The sequence below is a fragment of the Azonexus sp. IMCC34839 genome (assembly GCF_047047955.1).
Taxonomy (GTDB): Bacteria; Pseudomonadota; Gammaproteobacteria; order Burkholderiales; family Rhodocyclaceae; genus Azonexus.
The window spans coordinates 888,623-901,398 of the sequence record NZ_CP150631.1; the positions used below are offsets into that span (position 1 = coordinate 888,623).

Consider the following 12,776-nt stretch of genomic DNA (forward strand, 5'->3'; position numbering starts at 1 on the left):
CTTACTTCGGTGAACCAGTGCAACGTTTGAACCCCTCTTTGAGCGCCGCACCTAAATCTGCATCGGAAATGGCCACAGATACGTACTGAATCTCAGGGCCGTCATTGGATATCCCAGAATATGCATCTAGGCCTTTGTGGCGTGTTGGTTTGATTTCAATTTGGCCATCGGCAGCGCTGATCCAGCAGCAGTCCATTTTGCGATACATCGCACGCTTGTTTTTATAACCATAGTTTTTCATGGCCCAAGCATTCCGTTCATTCCCTAGTTGCTGGATCACGCCTGAATGAAAGATTTTCTGGAATTCTTCGATACTGACCGTTTTACTCGCATTAAGCGCCTCTCTCAGCGTACGCCCAAGTATTTCATCTTCAACGTCTGGGGGTAAGTAATGAGGCGTTGCCTCTGGCTCAGTGTATGCCAGCATTCCTAAAGACATTGTTTCAATACAATAAAACACACCATTAAAAAGAATATTGGCATGCGCATCGATCTTTTTCATTTTTCCCCAGACTCCCGTAAACGCTGCGCCACAATCTCGCCCAGCGCCGGATGTGTATGCGGGTCTGCCGGATCGGTCAGCCCGGCGATCACGCCTGAGCGATCCGGCAACGGCCGGTTCTGGCTCATCTTCCACTTACCTTCGATCTGCGTGATGAGAATCTCCAACCCGACGATGGCCTTCATCTGGCTGGCGATGAAATCCTCCGGCGCTTCGCTCAGCGCCCATGGCTGGGCACGCTTTCCTTCATGCCCGGCAGTCAGTGCATCAAGTTGAGCGCGTAGCCACTCGGCATCGTCATGCACTGTCACCCGACCGCGCACCTGCACGGCGGCGTAATTCCAGGTCGGCACCGCGCGATGCGTCTCGGCCTTGCTCGGATACCAGCCCGGCGTCACATAGCCTTGCTCGCCCTGAAACACCACCAGGCAATCGCCGCCCTCAACGAACTCCTTCCAGTGCGGATTGGCCCGCGCCAGGTGGGCGCGCAGGATGCCGGACTCGCCTGCGCCGGCATCGAGCAAAAAAGGCACAGGCGATGCCAGCAGGCCGGATGGACCGCTGGAAATAAGCAGTCCCAGAGGGTGTTGGCGGATCAGGTCGTGCATCCGACCGAGGTCGGGTTCGCGAAAACTGGCCGGGTTATACATATCCGTATGTCGCTTTCAAAAAATCAAGCCGCCAGCCGCCCCGACTGAATGCGCAGCACGCGCCCGCAACGGGCCGCGATGGCTTCGTCGTGCGTGACCAGCACCAGGGTCGTGCCTTGCACGGCGTTGAGGTCGAACATCATGTCGATGATCTGCCGGCCGGTGGCCGCATCGAGGTTGCCAGTGGGTTCATCGGCCAGCACCAGTGCCGGGTTGGGTGCGAAGGCACGCGCCAGGGCGACGCGCTGCTGTTCGCCACCGGAGAGATGTTTCGGGTAATGCTTCAAGCGATGGCCGAGACCGACGCGCTCCAGCCAGCCGCGGGCGATTTCGCCTGCGCCGCGATTGCCGGCCAATTCCAGCGGCAGCATGACGTTTTCCAGGGCGTTGAGCGAGGGCAGCAACTGGAAGGACTGGAAGACAAAACCGAGCAAGCGGCCGCGCTGGCGGGCACGCTCGTCCTCGTCGAGTGCGGCCAGCGAAACGCCGTCGAGCCGCACTTCGCCGACACTTGGCTCATCCAGTCCAGCGAGCAGGCCGAGCAAGGTCGATTTGCCGGAGCCCGAGGCGCCGACAATGGCGACCGTTTCGCCCGGCATGACCGCGAAGGAAATATCCTGCAAAATCGTCAGCGGCTCGCCGCCGTTATCGACGGTCTTGCCCAACCCCGACACATCCACCACCGGTTTTTCCGCCATGCGCTCCGCTCTCTCCGCCTGCCTGTTGCTCGTTGCCCTGCTGTTCACTGCGCCCTTCGCCCACGCCGGCAAAACCATTGTGGTGATGGGCGATTCGCTCTCCGCCGGCTACGGCATCCGCCCCGAACAGGCCTGGCCGGCGTTGCTCGGGCAACGGCTGGCGGAAAAGCGCTTCGATTATAGCGTCGCCAACCTTTCCATCTCCGGTGAAACCACCGCCGGCGGCCGCTCACGCCTGGGCCCGGCGCTCAAGGAGCGCCAGCCGGCCCTCGTCGTCATCGCGCTGGGTGCCAACGACGGCCTGCGCGGCCTGCCGCTCGCCCAGATGCGCGACAACCTGCTGGCCATGATCGACGCCAGCCAGTCGGCCAAGGCGCGCGTGCTGCTGATCGGCATGCGCCTGCCGCCCAATTACGGGCCTTACGCCGAGGAGTTCCGCAGCATTTTTGCCGACCTGGCGAAACAGAAAAAGGTCGCCCTGCTTCCCTTCCTGCTCGAACCGGTGGCCCTGCAACCCCGGCTGTTCCAGGCCGACAACCTGCACCCGGTGGCCGAAGCCCAGCCCTTGGTGCTCGATCATGTCTGGGCCGCGCTGGCGCCGCTGTTAAAATAGCCGGATGAAGCAAAACCGCCCCACCGTGGCCGATCTGGCGGCCTACGACGAAATCATCGACGTTCGCTCCCCGGCCGAATTCGCCGACGACCACATTCCTGGTGCCATCAACTGCCCGGTGCTCGACGACGCGCAACGCGCCCAGGTCGGCACCATCTACAAGCAGGTCTCGCCTTTCGAAGCCAAGAAAATCGGCGCCGCGCTGGTTTCGGAAAACATCGCCCACCATCTGAAGGAGCGGTTTCTCGATCGCCCGAAAAACTGGAAGCCGCTGATCTACTGCTGGCGAGGCGGTGAGCGCAGCGGCTCGATGACCACCATCTTCCGCGCCATCGGCTGGCCGGCCGGACAACTGGATGGGGGCTACAAGAACTATCGCCGGCACGTCATCGAACAACTCGAACTATTGCCTGGCCAATTCAACTTCCGCGTCGTCTGCGGTCCGACCGGCAGCGCCAAGACGCGCATCCTGCAGGCGCTCACGGCACTGGGCGAACAGGTGCTGGACCTGGAAACGCTGGCCTGCCACAAAGGTTCGGTGCTCGGTGTCCTGCCCGACCAGCCGCAGCCCTCGCAAAAGACTTTCGAAACCTTGCTCTGGCAGGCGCTGAGCGCTTTCGACCCGAGCCGCCCGGTGTATGTCGAGGCGGAGAGCCGCAAGATTGGCCGCATGCATGTGCCGGAAGCGCTGATGGAGCGCATCCGCAACGGCGAATGCCTGCAGATCGACGCCCCCATCGAGGCTCGCGTCGAATTCCTGCTTGGCGACTACGCCTATTTCTTCGACCGCCCGGCGCTATTGATCGAACGCCTCGGTCACCTGCACTCGCTGGTCAGCAACGAAACCCTGCAGCGCTGGGTGGATTTCGTTCATGCCGCCGATTGGCCGACCCTGGTGCGCGAACTGCTGGAGCAGCATTACGACCCGCTCTATCGCCGCTCGCAGCACAGCCATTTCACCGGCCTGCAGCAACCCCTGGTTTTTGCCCAAAACAGCCTGTGCACCGCAGCAGTCGACGCGGCGGCCCAAGCCATCGTTCAGTCGCGTCGCGCACAGACCGCCTGACGCATGGCCGGCTTGGGTTCGGCCACATAGCCTTCGACAAAGGCCAATTCGCGCAATCCGGATGCAGCAACGACCTCGCGCAGCTCGCCCGGCTGCAGCAAAAAGTCCGGGCGCGAGGGCTTTCCGTAGGCTTCGTTGCCAAGCATGAAGGTTTCGTAGATCAACACACCGCCCGGCGCGAGCACGGCCAGCAGATCGGGCAAACGCGGTCGCCACAGGTAATTGGTGACGACGATGCCGTCGAACTGGCGGCCGGCCAGCGGCCAGACATCGCCCTCCAGATCCATCGTCTCGGTCTGCACGTTGGCCACCGCGCCTAACGCCACCAAGGCCTCGCCATCGCGATCCACCGCCGTCACCCGGTAGCCCAGCCCGGCCAGCCAGCGCGCATGGCGACCGCTGCCACAGGCCAGATCGAGCACCTGGCCGCCCGTTTTGATCTGCGCGGCGTGCGCCGTGACCCAGGGTGAAGGCGGTATCATCGACGGATTCATTTCAACGGAGAGAGACATGTCGAGCAAGGTCATCGTGGCGGAAAACGGACAAGGAAGATACCAGCAGCAGGTCATCGCCGGCCAGCACCATTTGATCGCCGACGAACCGGCCAGCATGGGCGGCGCCGACGCCGGCCCGGCGCCCTTCGATTTCATCATGAGCGGACTGGGCGCGTGCACCTCGATGACCCTGCGCATGTACGCCGAACGCAAGGAATTGCCGCTGACCAGGGTGAGCGTCGAACTAAGCCACGACAAGGTGGAAATCGACGGCGCTCAACGCGACCGCATCACCCGCCACATCACGCTGGAAGGCGATCTGAGCGCCGAACAACGCCAGCGCCTGCTGGAAATCGCCAACAAGTGTCCGGTACATCGCGCGCTGTCGCAGTCGATACAGCTCGAATGCAACTTGCTCGACTAGACAATAACCCTTTTCCATCAATGGCATTAGCCATGGCTTTGTGGGAAAATGTGCGACTGCACAATAACAGCCTGAAAAGGGGCATACCATGCTAGAGCAGCACTATCTAACGTCGCTCTTCGAACCAAAATCGGTTGCTGTCATCGGTGCTTCCGACCGCGAAAACTCGGTCGGCAACATCATTTTCAAGAACATCCTCAGCTCGGGCTACAAGGGTCGCCTCTACGCGATCAACCCGAAGCACGAGACAATCCAAGGCCAGCAGGCCTACAAGTCGATCGAGGAAATCGGCGCCCGCGTCGAGTTGGCCGTCGTCGCCACCCGCCCGCAGACCGTGCCGCACATCATCGAACAGTGCGGCCGCAGCGGCGTACGCAACGTCATCGTGATCAGCTCCGGCTTCTCCGAGTCCGGCCACGTCGGCGCCGCCATCGAGCGCAAGATGCTCGAAATCGCCCGTTCGTACAACGTGCGCATCCTCGGCCCGAACTGCCTCGGTATCATCCGCCCCGATTCCGGTCTTAACGCCACCTTTGCCAAGGTCAACGCCGCCCCCGGCAACCTCGCCCTCGTTTCGCAATCCGGCGCCATGTGTTCCGCCGTTCTGGACTGGGCCACCGCCAACCAGGTCGGCTTCTCGTCGGTCATCTCCATCGGCACCACCGCCGACGTCGATTTCGGTGAGATTCTCGATTACCTGATCTACGACAGCCGCACCCACTACATCCTGATGTACGTGGAAGGCATCCGTAACGCCCGCCGCTTCATGAGCGCCCTGCGTTCGGCTGCCCGCATCAAGCCGATCATCCTGCTCAAGGCCGGTCGCCACGAAGCCGGAGCTGCTGCCACCGCGATGCACTCCGGCATGGCCGCGGTATCCGACACGGTGTTCGATGCCGCCATTCGCCGCGCCGGTGTCGTCCGCGTCCAGAACGTCGGACAGCTGTTCTATGCCGCCAAGGCGTTGGCCTCCAAATTCCGGCCGATGGGCAACCGCCTGGCCATCATCACCAACGGTGGCGGTCCGGGCGCCATGGCTGCCGACCGTGCCGGCGACATGGGCATTCCGCTGGCCGAACTGACCAACGAAACGATGGCTGTGCTGAACAAGGCACTGCCGCCCACCTGGTCGCACAGCAACCCGATTGACATCATGGGCGATGCGACGCCCGAGCGCTACCGCGAAACCATCCTGGCCGTCACCCAGGACCCGAATGTCGACAGCACGCTGGTCATGCTCTCGCCGCAGGCCATGACCGACCCGCTGGCAGTCGCCCAGGCCATCGTCGAGATCGCCGACAAGCTCAACCGCTCGATCATCTGCTGCTGGATGGGTGAAGAGCAGGTGCGCGAAGGGCGCAAACTGCTCGAGGAAAACGGTATTCCGGCCTTCCGCATGCCGGAAACCGCGATCGAATTGTTCCATCACATTTCGAAGTACTACCGCAACCAGAAGCTGCTGCTGCAAACGCCGGAACCGACCCGCCAGCACGGTCGCCCGGAAGCCGAAGGCGCCAAGATGCTGATCGAGGCGCTGCTCGCCGAACGCCGCAAAGTGTTGTCGGAAATGGAATCGAAGGCCATCCTGCGCGCCTTCCGTGTTCCGGTGGCGCAGACCATGGTGGCGCGCACTGCCACCGAAGCCCTGCTGCTCGCCGAGCAGATCGGCTTCCCGATCGCCATGAAGGTCGACTCGCCCGACTTGCCGCACAAATCCGATGTCGGTGGCGTCCGCCTGAACATCATGAATGCCCCGGCCGTGCGCAACGCCTATCACGACATCATCGAAACCGTGCAGAAGCGCCGGCCGGATGCCAAGATCAACGGCGTCTCGATCGAACCCTTCCTGTCGCGCCCGAACGGCCGCGAACTGATGATCGGCGTCTTCCGCGACCCGATCTTTGGCCCGGTCATCACCTTCGGTGCCGGCGGTTTCGACGTCGAAATCTTCTCCGACCGTTCGGTCGCCCTGCCGCCGCTCAACAAGTTCCTGGCCAAGGATTTGATCGACTCGACGCGCGCTTCCAAGATTCTCGGCCAGTTCCACAACATGCCGCCGGTCGACCGCGAAGCGCTCAAGGAAGTCCTGCTCTGCATCTCGGAAATGGTCTGCGAGTTGCCGTGGATTCAGGAACTCGACCTCAACCCGCTGATCGTCGACGAAAACGGTGCCATCGCTGCCGATGCGCGCATCGTCATCGACCATGCCCAAGGGGCCAACGGCGACCGCTATGCCCACATGGCGATCTACCCCTACCCGGTCCATCTGGTGCAGGAATGGCAGATGAACGACGGCAAGGTCGTCACCATCCGTCCGATTCGCCCGGAAGATGCCGATATGGAGCAGGATTTCGTCAAGAACATGTCCGACGAGTCGCGCTACTACCGCTTCATGGATACCCTGCGCGAACTGACCCAGACCATGCTGGTGCGTTTCACGCAGATCGACTACGACCGCGAAATGGCACTGGTCGCCACGATCGCCCGGGAAGTCGAGGACAACGTCGATGATGTCGAATTGCCCGAACTGCAGATCGGCGTCGCTCGCTACGTGGTCAATCCGGACGGCGAGTCGGTCGAATTCGCCCTGGCCGTCGGCGACGACTGGCAGAAGTGCGGCGTCGGCCGCAAGCTGATGACCGCGCTGATCGAATGCGCCCGCATGAAGGGCTACCGTGCCGTCGTTGGCGACGTCTTGTCGACCAACACCAAGATGTTCCGCCTGATGACCAGCCTGGGCTTCACCATCCACCCGCACCCGGAAGACACCGCCGTCAAGCGCGTGGTCAAACCGCTGACGGGCTGATTGTCGTCAGCGCCGCCATGACAAAAAGCCGACCGCAAGGTCGGCTCTTTGCTTTTTGGGCAACAAAAAAGCCGGTCAATGACCGGCTTTCTGCTGACTTCAAATAGCGAAATTATTCGCCGTAGAAATTCACGTCGTACGGGTAAGGCTTATGTGCCACCTTGGACTCGGCGTTACGGGCAGTCGTATCGACTTCCTGCTTCTTGTCCCACCACAGGGCGCGGCCGGCCTTCTGATCGGCAACCCATTCCGGGTTCTTTTCCAGTTGTTCGTTGATCCACTTCGTATGATCGGACACGTAGCTGCTATCGACGACACCCATTTTGCGACTTTCCTCTGGCAGATTTGATTAACCGCGCGATTCTAGCATGTCAGTGGAAGGCGATGGGGCGACAAACGCCACGACAATATTCATCGAGAAAAGCGTCGACGTTCTCGACATCCCGTGCCTCTTCAGGAATCTGTTCCATCGAACGACGGAAATGCCATGCCATGGCGCCATCGAGATAGACACTGCTACAGGCGGTTTTATCGAACAACTCAAATCCTTGCTGAGAGGGATACGAGAGGACGCAGAATTGCTCGCTGCTATAAATCACGTTCATCGCAACCTCCTGATCATTCACCTGGTAGGTTAGTTAACGTCAATTTCGGCCGAGACTGTAGCCAAACCAATGTGATCGCCGGGGAATTGCGCCCTCCTGAAGCAGCAACTAAATGCACCTTCTTTGATTATGATCAGATAACCATAAGCACATTAAAATATTAGCAGCGTATGATTGACCACAACGTCGTGTAAAACCGCCTCGACGCAGCAGATACCGAAGACGGAGCACGTCGATAAAAATTAAATGTCTCATACGGAGTCTGTCATGAAAATGCGTACGTTTGCGTCAGCCACTCTGGCTGCTTCCCTAGCCTTGCTCAGTGCAACGGCGACCGCCTACGATGCCGACTGGAAGCGCGGTCGTGTCTATTACCGTAGCGTTTGTACTGCTTGCCACGCAGCACAGGCCGGTGGCTCGATTGCCCCCAGCACGATGACCAAGGCTGAATGGACAACTTACTTGAAGGCCGACAAGCATGCCAAAGGCAAGGACTCCATGAAGCAATACATCAGCAAGAGTTACAGAGCCAGCATCAAGTCACAAAACAAGGCGGCAGAAAAATTCGCTGACGTTCCCGATGAGGAGTTGCTGGAAGACATCCGTGCCTTTGTCACCAAGGGCGCCAAGGATGGCGATTCGCCAGCCAGCTGCAGTTGAACCATCCGGTCGTCTTGACCGCGATTCCTGCTTAAACCGACGCTGATTCAGAACCCGGGAGTTCACCATGAAATCCGCACGTATTTTCGCGGCCGCCAGCTTGCTGGCCGCCCTCTTTACAGTTCCCTTGGTTAATTGCTCTCATGCCTTGGCCGCCGATGCCGAAACCGTTCAAGCCAAGGAGGGCTGGTACGGCAAACGCGTCGATGATGCCTTCGTCGCCCGTTACGCCATCCTGCCGAAGCCTGACGGTGTACAGATCGTCGATTCGCGACCGACAACCCGCAAATTCGACCCCGGCCATATCCCAACGGCGATCAATATCCCAGATAGCCAATTCGACAAGTTCGCTGACCAGTTGCCGCAGGACAAGAACACCCTGCTCATCTTCTATTGCGAAGGCTATGAGTGCATGCTCAGCCATAACTCCGCCTTCAAGGCAGAAAAGCTCGGCTATACCAACATCCGCGTGTATGCGGAGGGCTATCCTGACTGGATAAAGAAGGGGCATATGGGCGCTGTGAGCATTCCTTTCGTCAAGAAATTGCTCGATGAAAAAGCGGCCATCACGTTGATCGACTCGCGCCCCAAGGAACGCAAATACGACAAAGGACACATTCCCGGAGCCGTCAGCTTGCCCGACTCGCAATTTGACAAGCTGGCAGCCGAACGCCTTCCAGCAGACAAGAACTCGGCGCTTTACTTCTACTGCGAGGGGCTGACGTGCAAGCTCAGTTCCGATTCCGCAGAAAAGGCCGTCAAATTGGGCTACACCAACGTCAAGGTCGTTCCCGAAGGCTACCCGCTGTGGGCCAAACTCTATGGCCCCGGGCCAACCGGCGAGAATGCCGTATCGGCCACACCCGCAATCCAGCAGGGCAAAGAGACCGGCACCATCACTGTCGCCTCCTTCGAGAAGATCTTCAAGGAAGCCCCGGAAAGCATTCACATCATCGATGTACGCGAACCGCAGGAGTTTGCCGGTGGAACGTTCAAAGGGGCGCGCAACATTCCGATCAATACCCTGGAAAAGCGCATCGATGAACTGCCTGCCGACAAACCAATCATTTTCGTCTGTGGTGCCGGTGGTCGTAGCGGTGAAGCTGTGGACATGGTCAAGCTCTACAAGCCTGCGCTCAAGACCTATTTCATGGATGCTGACATCAAGTGGTCGAAGGATGGCAGCTACACCATCGTCGAGAAGAAGTAAGCGGGGAACAGCATGTTGAGAATCCATTTCCTCGCCGCACTGGCTGCCCTCGCCCTGGCCTGGCCTGGGATTGCCGCAGAAGGCAAGCCCGTCAAGATGAACAGCACGGCAGATCATACGAAGTTCAAGGAACTGCAGCGCACCTTTGCCTCAGGACCTGAAGTCACCAAAGCCTGCCTGACCTGTCACACAGAGGCGGCGGGCCAGGTACATCGAACCAAGCACTGGACCTGGGAATTCCTGAATCCAGCTAACCAGCAGCGCCTTGGCAAGAAAAACGTCATCAACAACTTCTGCATCTCGATACCGTCGAATTACGCCTTCTGTACCAGTTGCCACGTGGGCTATGGCTGGAAAGATGCCAACTTCGACTTCAGTGTCGAAGAGAACGTCGACTGTCTGGCCTGTCATGACACCACCGGCAGTTACAAGAAGCTGCCGGGTCTTGCCGGCCACCCTCCAGTCAAGGACACCGAAGCACCTCCAGGATCGGGCAAGATCGTCAAGGGAATCGACCTGACCAAGGTTGCGCAGAAGGTGGGCAAGACCAGTCGCGATACCTGCGGTAGTTGCCACTTCTTCGGTGGCGGCGGCGATGGCGTGAAGCACGGCGACATGGACTCCTCGCTAGCCTCGCCCGACAAGGAACTCGACGTGCATATGGATGCCACCGGTCTCGATTTCACTTGTGGCACCTGCCACATGACTTCAAGCCACGATGTTCCGGGTAGTCGCTACACCCCGGTTGCCGTCGATCGCGGAGGAGCCCACCTGCGTGGCAAGGAAGACAAATCCAGCCCGGCGACCTGCCAGAGTTGCCATGGCCAGTCACCGCACAAGGGACGGGGCGTTCCCGCCAAGCTTAACGACCATACCGACAAGGTCGCTTGTCAAACCTGCCACATACCGGCAATTGCCCGAGGCGGCGTGGCCACCAAGACCAACTGGGACTGGTCGACTGCCGGCAAGCTTTCGCCGGAAGGAAAGCCAATTCTGAAGAAGGACGAAAAGGGACGCATCATCTATGACTCCAAGAAAGGGGATTTCACCCTGGGAGAAAACGTCGTACCCGAATACGTCTGGTTCAACGGTGACATTACCTACACCTTGCTGAATGACAAGATCGAGAATAGCGATGGGATCACCAAGATCAATGCGCTTGGCGGAAGCCCAAGTGACGGTCGCTCGATGATCTGGCCAATGAAGATCTTCCGGGGAACGCAACCCTACGATCCGGAGAACCGCACACTGGTGACACCGCACACCGCTGGCAACGACGACACCGCCTACTGGAAGAATTTTGGCTGGGAAAAGGCGATCGACTCCGGAATGAAGGTATCCGGAGCTCCGTTCTCCGGCAAGGTAGGATTCATCAAGACAGAGATGTCATGGCCGATTACCCACATGGTGGCCCCCAAGGACAAAGCTCTCGGCTGCAACGATTGTCACGCCCGAAACGGCCGTCTGGATAAGGTTAGCGGTATCTACATCCCTGGCCGCGACGGTCATCCCCTGATCAACACTTTGGGCTGGCTGGCCGCTGGTGGACTCCTGTGCGGCGTCTCGCTGCACGGTCTGATCCGCTTCCTGCGCCGCAAGCATTGAATGGATGGTTAGTCATCATGGAACGAATCTACATCTTCACTCGATTTGAACGTTTCTGGCACTGGATGCAGGCGCTGCTGATCATCGGCATGCTGTTCACCGGCTTTGAAATTCACGGCAGCTTTCATGCGTTGGGTTTCAAGACGGCACATCAGGTGCATACCGTTGCAGCATGGGCGCTCATAACCCTGTGGGTATTCGCCATCTTCTGGCATTTCACGACCGGAGAATGGCGTCAGTACATCCCCACGATGCAGGGGACGGACAAAATCATCCGGCACTACGCCTGGGGCATCTTCAAGGGAGAGCCGCATCCCTTCAAGGTTACCCGTGGGCGCAAGCATAACCCGATGCAGGCTCAGGCCTATCTGGGCGTCAAGGTGCTGATCAATCCCCTGATCTGGCTCTCCGGCCTGGCCTACCTCTTCTACAACGAACTGTCCGCCTTGGGATATCCCATTGAGCTAGGTACTATCGCACTTGCACACACCGTCGGAGCCTTCCTGATGCTGGCATTTCTCATCGTACACGTCTATCTGATCACCACGGGCCATACCCTGACTGCTCATCTGAAAGCGATGATCACCGGTTGGGATGAAACGGAAAGCGCGAGCGAAAAATCCTGCAATTGATAGTCGATATCGCCGGGTGCCCTCGGGCACCCGGTTACACCATAGCCAATCCGCTTGAGCCATGAAAAACAACAATGACGGCATTGCCGTAGTACTGCCCCATTCCCCACTGAACCGACATCATCAGACTGACATCCCCGACTACCTGCAACGTGTTTACTGGTGGGCTTACCTGCACCCCAATGCAGTACGCCTGTTCGAACGCGAATGGCTGGTCAATCTGATCCTGTGGGGCAATTTCGCCCGCCTGCGCGATGCGGCTCTCGCCGAACTGGGAGAGAAGATCGACAACAACGTGCTGCAAATCGCCTGTGTCTATGGTGACTTCACCCAGCGCATCGTCAGCCGACTGTCTGGAGAAGGCTCTCTCGAAGTCGTCGACGTTGCCCCCATACAGCTGGAAAACCTGCGCCGGAAAATCCCCGCACACCCGGCAGTCCGACTCCGCCTTCAGGATGCAAGTGCATTGCAGTATCCAGATGGGCACTTCGATTCGACCCTCCTCTTCTTCCTGCTCCATGAACAACCGGAAGAGGTTCGCCGCGCCACCTTGGCCGAAGCCATGCGTGTCACCCGGCCGGGCGGGAAAATCGTCATCGTCGATTACCACCGTCCGGCACGTCTGCATCCGTTGAATCTCCCGATGCAGATGGTTCTGCGGACACTCGAGCCATTCGCCATGGATCTCTGGCGCAGCGATATCGCCGCGTTTCTACCTTCCGGCGTGTCACCAGAGGCGGTGAGCAAAACCCACTATTTCGGCCGCCTGTATCAGAAAGTGGTTGTTCGGGTTTAACCCACGAATGGAAGG

General features: G+C 59.3%; 15 protein-coding genes. 9 read left to right on the forward strand and 6 right to left on the reverse strand.

What is annotated here, in order from left to right; translation table 11 throughout:
* Position 1: 1 nt before the first annotated feature.
* The 3 genes from WIF35_RS04485 to WIF35_RS04495 are packed head-to-tail and all read right to left on the reverse strand — an operon-like array spanning position 2 to position 1,850.
* Positions 2–502 carry a contact-dependent growth inhibition system immunity protein gene (locus WIF35_RS04485; RefSeq protein ID WP_412480367.1) on the reverse strand — a complete coding sequence of 167 codons (501 nt, stop codon included), beginning with the start codon at positions 500–502 and terminating at the stop codon, positions 2–4.
* Positions 499–1,152 (reverse strand): FMN-binding negative transcriptional regulator, encoded by a 654-nt coding sequence (locus tag WIF35_RS04490; protein WP_412480368.1) that lies wholly within the window; start codon positions 1,150–1,152, stop codon positions 499–501. Before WIF35_RS04490 ends, WIF35_RS04485 begins: the two co-directional genes overlap by 4 nt.
* 23 nt (positions 1,153–1,175) lie before the next feature.
* Entirely contained in the window at positions 1,176–1,850 is a 675-nt protein-coding gene (locus WIF35_RS04495; protein WP_412480369.1) for an ABC transporter ATP-binding protein, read from the reverse strand.
* On the opposite strand from WIF35_RS04495, the gene WIF35_RS04500 reads away from it, so the two are divergent.
* Together WIF35_RS04500 and mnmH are read left to right on the forward strand one after the other, a co-directional pair.
* A complete protein-coding gene (locus tag WIF35_RS04500; RefSeq protein ID WP_412480370.1) occupies positions 1,849–2,463 on the forward strand; it encodes an arylesterase in 615 nt (204 codons plus the stop codon). The genes WIF35_RS04495 and WIF35_RS04500 overlap by 2 nt on opposite strands.
* A gap of 4 nt (positions 2,464–2,467) precedes the next feature.
* Positions 2,468–3,529, forward strand: a complete 1,062-nt coding sequence (gene mnmH, locus WIF35_RS04505; protein WP_412480371.1) for a tRNA 2-selenouridine(34) synthase MnmH — start codon at positions 2,468–2,470, stop codon at positions 3,527–3,529.
* Here mnmH and WIF35_RS04510 read toward each other — a convergent pair.
* Complete coding sequence (locus tag WIF35_RS04510) at positions 3,502–4,011, reverse strand: class I SAM-dependent methyltransferase (RefSeq protein WP_412480372.1); 510 nt, start codon at positions 4,009–4,011, stop codon at positions 3,502–3,504. The genes mnmH and WIF35_RS04510 overlap by 28 nt on opposite strands.
* Positions 4,012–4,039: 28 nt before the next feature.
* Between WIF35_RS04510 and WIF35_RS04515 the strand changes: the two genes are divergently transcribed.
* Positions 4,040–4,447: an OsmC family protein gene (locus WIF35_RS04515; RefSeq protein ID WP_412480373.1), complete on the forward strand. Its 408-nt coding sequence runs from the start codon at positions 4,040–4,042 to the stop codon at positions 4,445–4,447.
* Between the two features lie 88 nt (positions 4,448–4,535).
* Positions 4,536–7,253, forward strand: coding sequence for a GNAT family N-acetyltransferase (locus tag WIF35_RS04520; protein ID WP_412480374.1), 2,718 nt, complete (start codon positions 4,536–4,538; stop codon positions 7,251–7,253).
* Between the two features lie 112 nt (positions 7,254–7,365).
* On the opposite strand, the gene WIF35_RS04525 is transcribed toward WIF35_RS04520, so the two are convergent.
* Complete coding sequence (locus WIF35_RS04525) at positions 7,366–7,575, reverse strand: DUF3460 family protein (RefSeq protein ID WP_412480375.1); 210 nt, start codon at positions 7,573–7,575, stop codon at positions 7,366–7,368.
* A 49-nt stretch (positions 7,576–7,624) separates the two neighbouring features.
* On the reverse strand, positions 7,625–7,858 hold the full coding sequence (locus tag WIF35_RS04530) for a DUF3567 family protein (protein ID WP_412480376.1): 234 nt from the start codon (positions 7,856–7,858) through the stop codon (positions 7,625–7,627).
* A gap of 267 nt (positions 7,859–8,125) precedes the next feature.
* Here WIF35_RS04530 and WIF35_RS04535 point away from each other — a divergent pair, with 267 nt between their 5' ends.
* The 5 genes from WIF35_RS04535 (at position 8,126) to rquA (ending at position 12,761) form a co-directional block, all read left to right on the forward strand.
* Positions 8,126–8,518 carry a c-type cytochrome gene (locus tag WIF35_RS04535; RefSeq protein WP_412480377.1) on the forward strand — a complete coding sequence of 131 codons (393 nt, stop codon included), beginning with the start codon at positions 8,126–8,128 and terminating at the stop codon, positions 8,516–8,518.
* Between the two features lie 67 nt (positions 8,519–8,585).
* Positions 8,586–9,728, forward strand: coding sequence for a rhodanese-like domain-containing protein (locus tag WIF35_RS04540; RefSeq protein ID WP_412480378.1), 1,143 nt, complete (start codon positions 8,586–8,588; stop codon positions 9,726–9,728).
* 12 nt (positions 9,729–9,740) lie between these two features.
* A complete protein-coding gene (locus WIF35_RS04545) occupies positions 9,741–11,333 on the forward strand; it encodes a tetrathionate reductase family octaheme c-type cytochrome (protein WP_412480379.1) in 1,593 nt (530 codons plus the stop codon).
* Between the two features lie 17 nt (positions 11,334–11,350).
* Positions 11,351–11,965: a cytochrome b/b6 domain-containing protein gene (locus WIF35_RS04550; protein ID WP_412480380.1), complete on the forward strand. Its 615-nt coding sequence runs from the start codon at positions 11,351–11,353 to the stop codon at positions 11,963–11,965.
* Between the two features lie 61 nt (positions 11,966–12,026).
* Positions 12,027–12,761: a rhodoquinone biosynthesis methyltransferase RquA gene (rquA, locus tag WIF35_RS04555; protein ID WP_412480381.1), complete on the forward strand. Its 735-nt coding sequence runs from the start codon at positions 12,027–12,029 to the stop codon at positions 12,759–12,761.
* The last annotated feature ends 15 nt before the right edge of the window (positions 12,762–12,776 follow it).

What these genes read in the sequence shown, in the direction of transcription:
- rquA (WP_412480381.1), top strand. Translation starts at nt 12,027, where the DNA reads ATGAAAAACAACAATGACGGCATTGCCGTAGTACTGCCCCATTCCCCA.
- WIF35_RS04510 (WP_412480372.1), bottom strand. Translation starts at nt 4,011, where the DNA reads ATGATACCGCCTTCACCCTGGGTCACGGCGCACGCCGCGCAGATCAAA.
- WIF35_RS04520 (WP_412480374.1), top strand. Translation starts at nt 4,536, where the DNA reads ATGCTAGAGCAGCACTATCTAACGTCGCTCTTCGAACCAAAATCGGTT.
- WIF35_RS04490 (WP_412480368.1), bottom strand. Translation starts at nt 1,152, where the DNA reads ATGTATAACCCGGCCAGTTTTCGCGAACCCGACCTCGGTCGGATGCAC.
- WIF35_RS04530 (WP_412480376.1), bottom strand. Translation starts at nt 7,858, where the DNA reads ATGAACGTGATTTATAGCAGCGAGCAATTCTGCGTCCTCTCGTATCCC.
- WIF35_RS04500 (WP_412480370.1), top strand. Translation starts at nt 1,849, where the DNA reads ATGCGCTCCGCTCTCTCCGCCTGCCTGTTGCTCGTTGCCCTGCTGTTC.
- WIF35_RS04525 (WP_412480375.1), bottom strand. Translation starts at nt 7,575, where the DNA reads ATGGGTGTCGTCGATAGCAGCTACGTGTCCGATCATACGAAGTGGATC.
- WIF35_RS04540 (WP_412480378.1), top strand. Translation starts at nt 8,586, where the DNA reads ATGAAATCCGCACGTATTTTCGCGGCCGCCAGCTTGCTGGCCGCCCTC.
- WIF35_RS04545 (WP_412480379.1), top strand. Translation starts at nt 9,741, where the DNA reads ATGTTGAGAATCCATTTCCTCGCCGCACTGGCTGCCCTCGCCCTGGCC.
- mnmH (WP_412480371.1), top strand. Translation starts at nt 2,468, where the DNA reads ATGAAGCAAAACCGCCCCACCGTGGCCGATCTGGCGGCCTACGACGAA.
- WIF35_RS04550 (WP_412480380.1), top strand. Translation starts at nt 11,351, where the DNA reads ATGGAACGAATCTACATCTTCACTCGATTTGAACGTTTCTGGCACTGG.
- WIF35_RS04495 (WP_412480369.1), bottom strand. Translation starts at nt 1,850, where the DNA reads ATGGCGGAAAAACCGGTGGTGGATGTGTCGGGGTTGGGCAAGACCGTC.
- WIF35_RS04535 (WP_412480377.1), top strand. Translation starts at nt 8,126, where the DNA reads ATGAAAATGCGTACGTTTGCGTCAGCCACTCTGGCTGCTTCCCTAGCC.
- WIF35_RS04515 (WP_412480373.1), top strand. Translation starts at nt 4,040, where the DNA reads ATGTCGAGCAAGGTCATCGTGGCGGAAAACGGACAAGGAAGATACCAG.
- WIF35_RS04485 (WP_412480367.1), bottom strand. Translation starts at nt 502, where the DNA reads ATGAAAAAGATCGATGCGCATGCCAATATTCTTTTTAATGGTGTGTTT.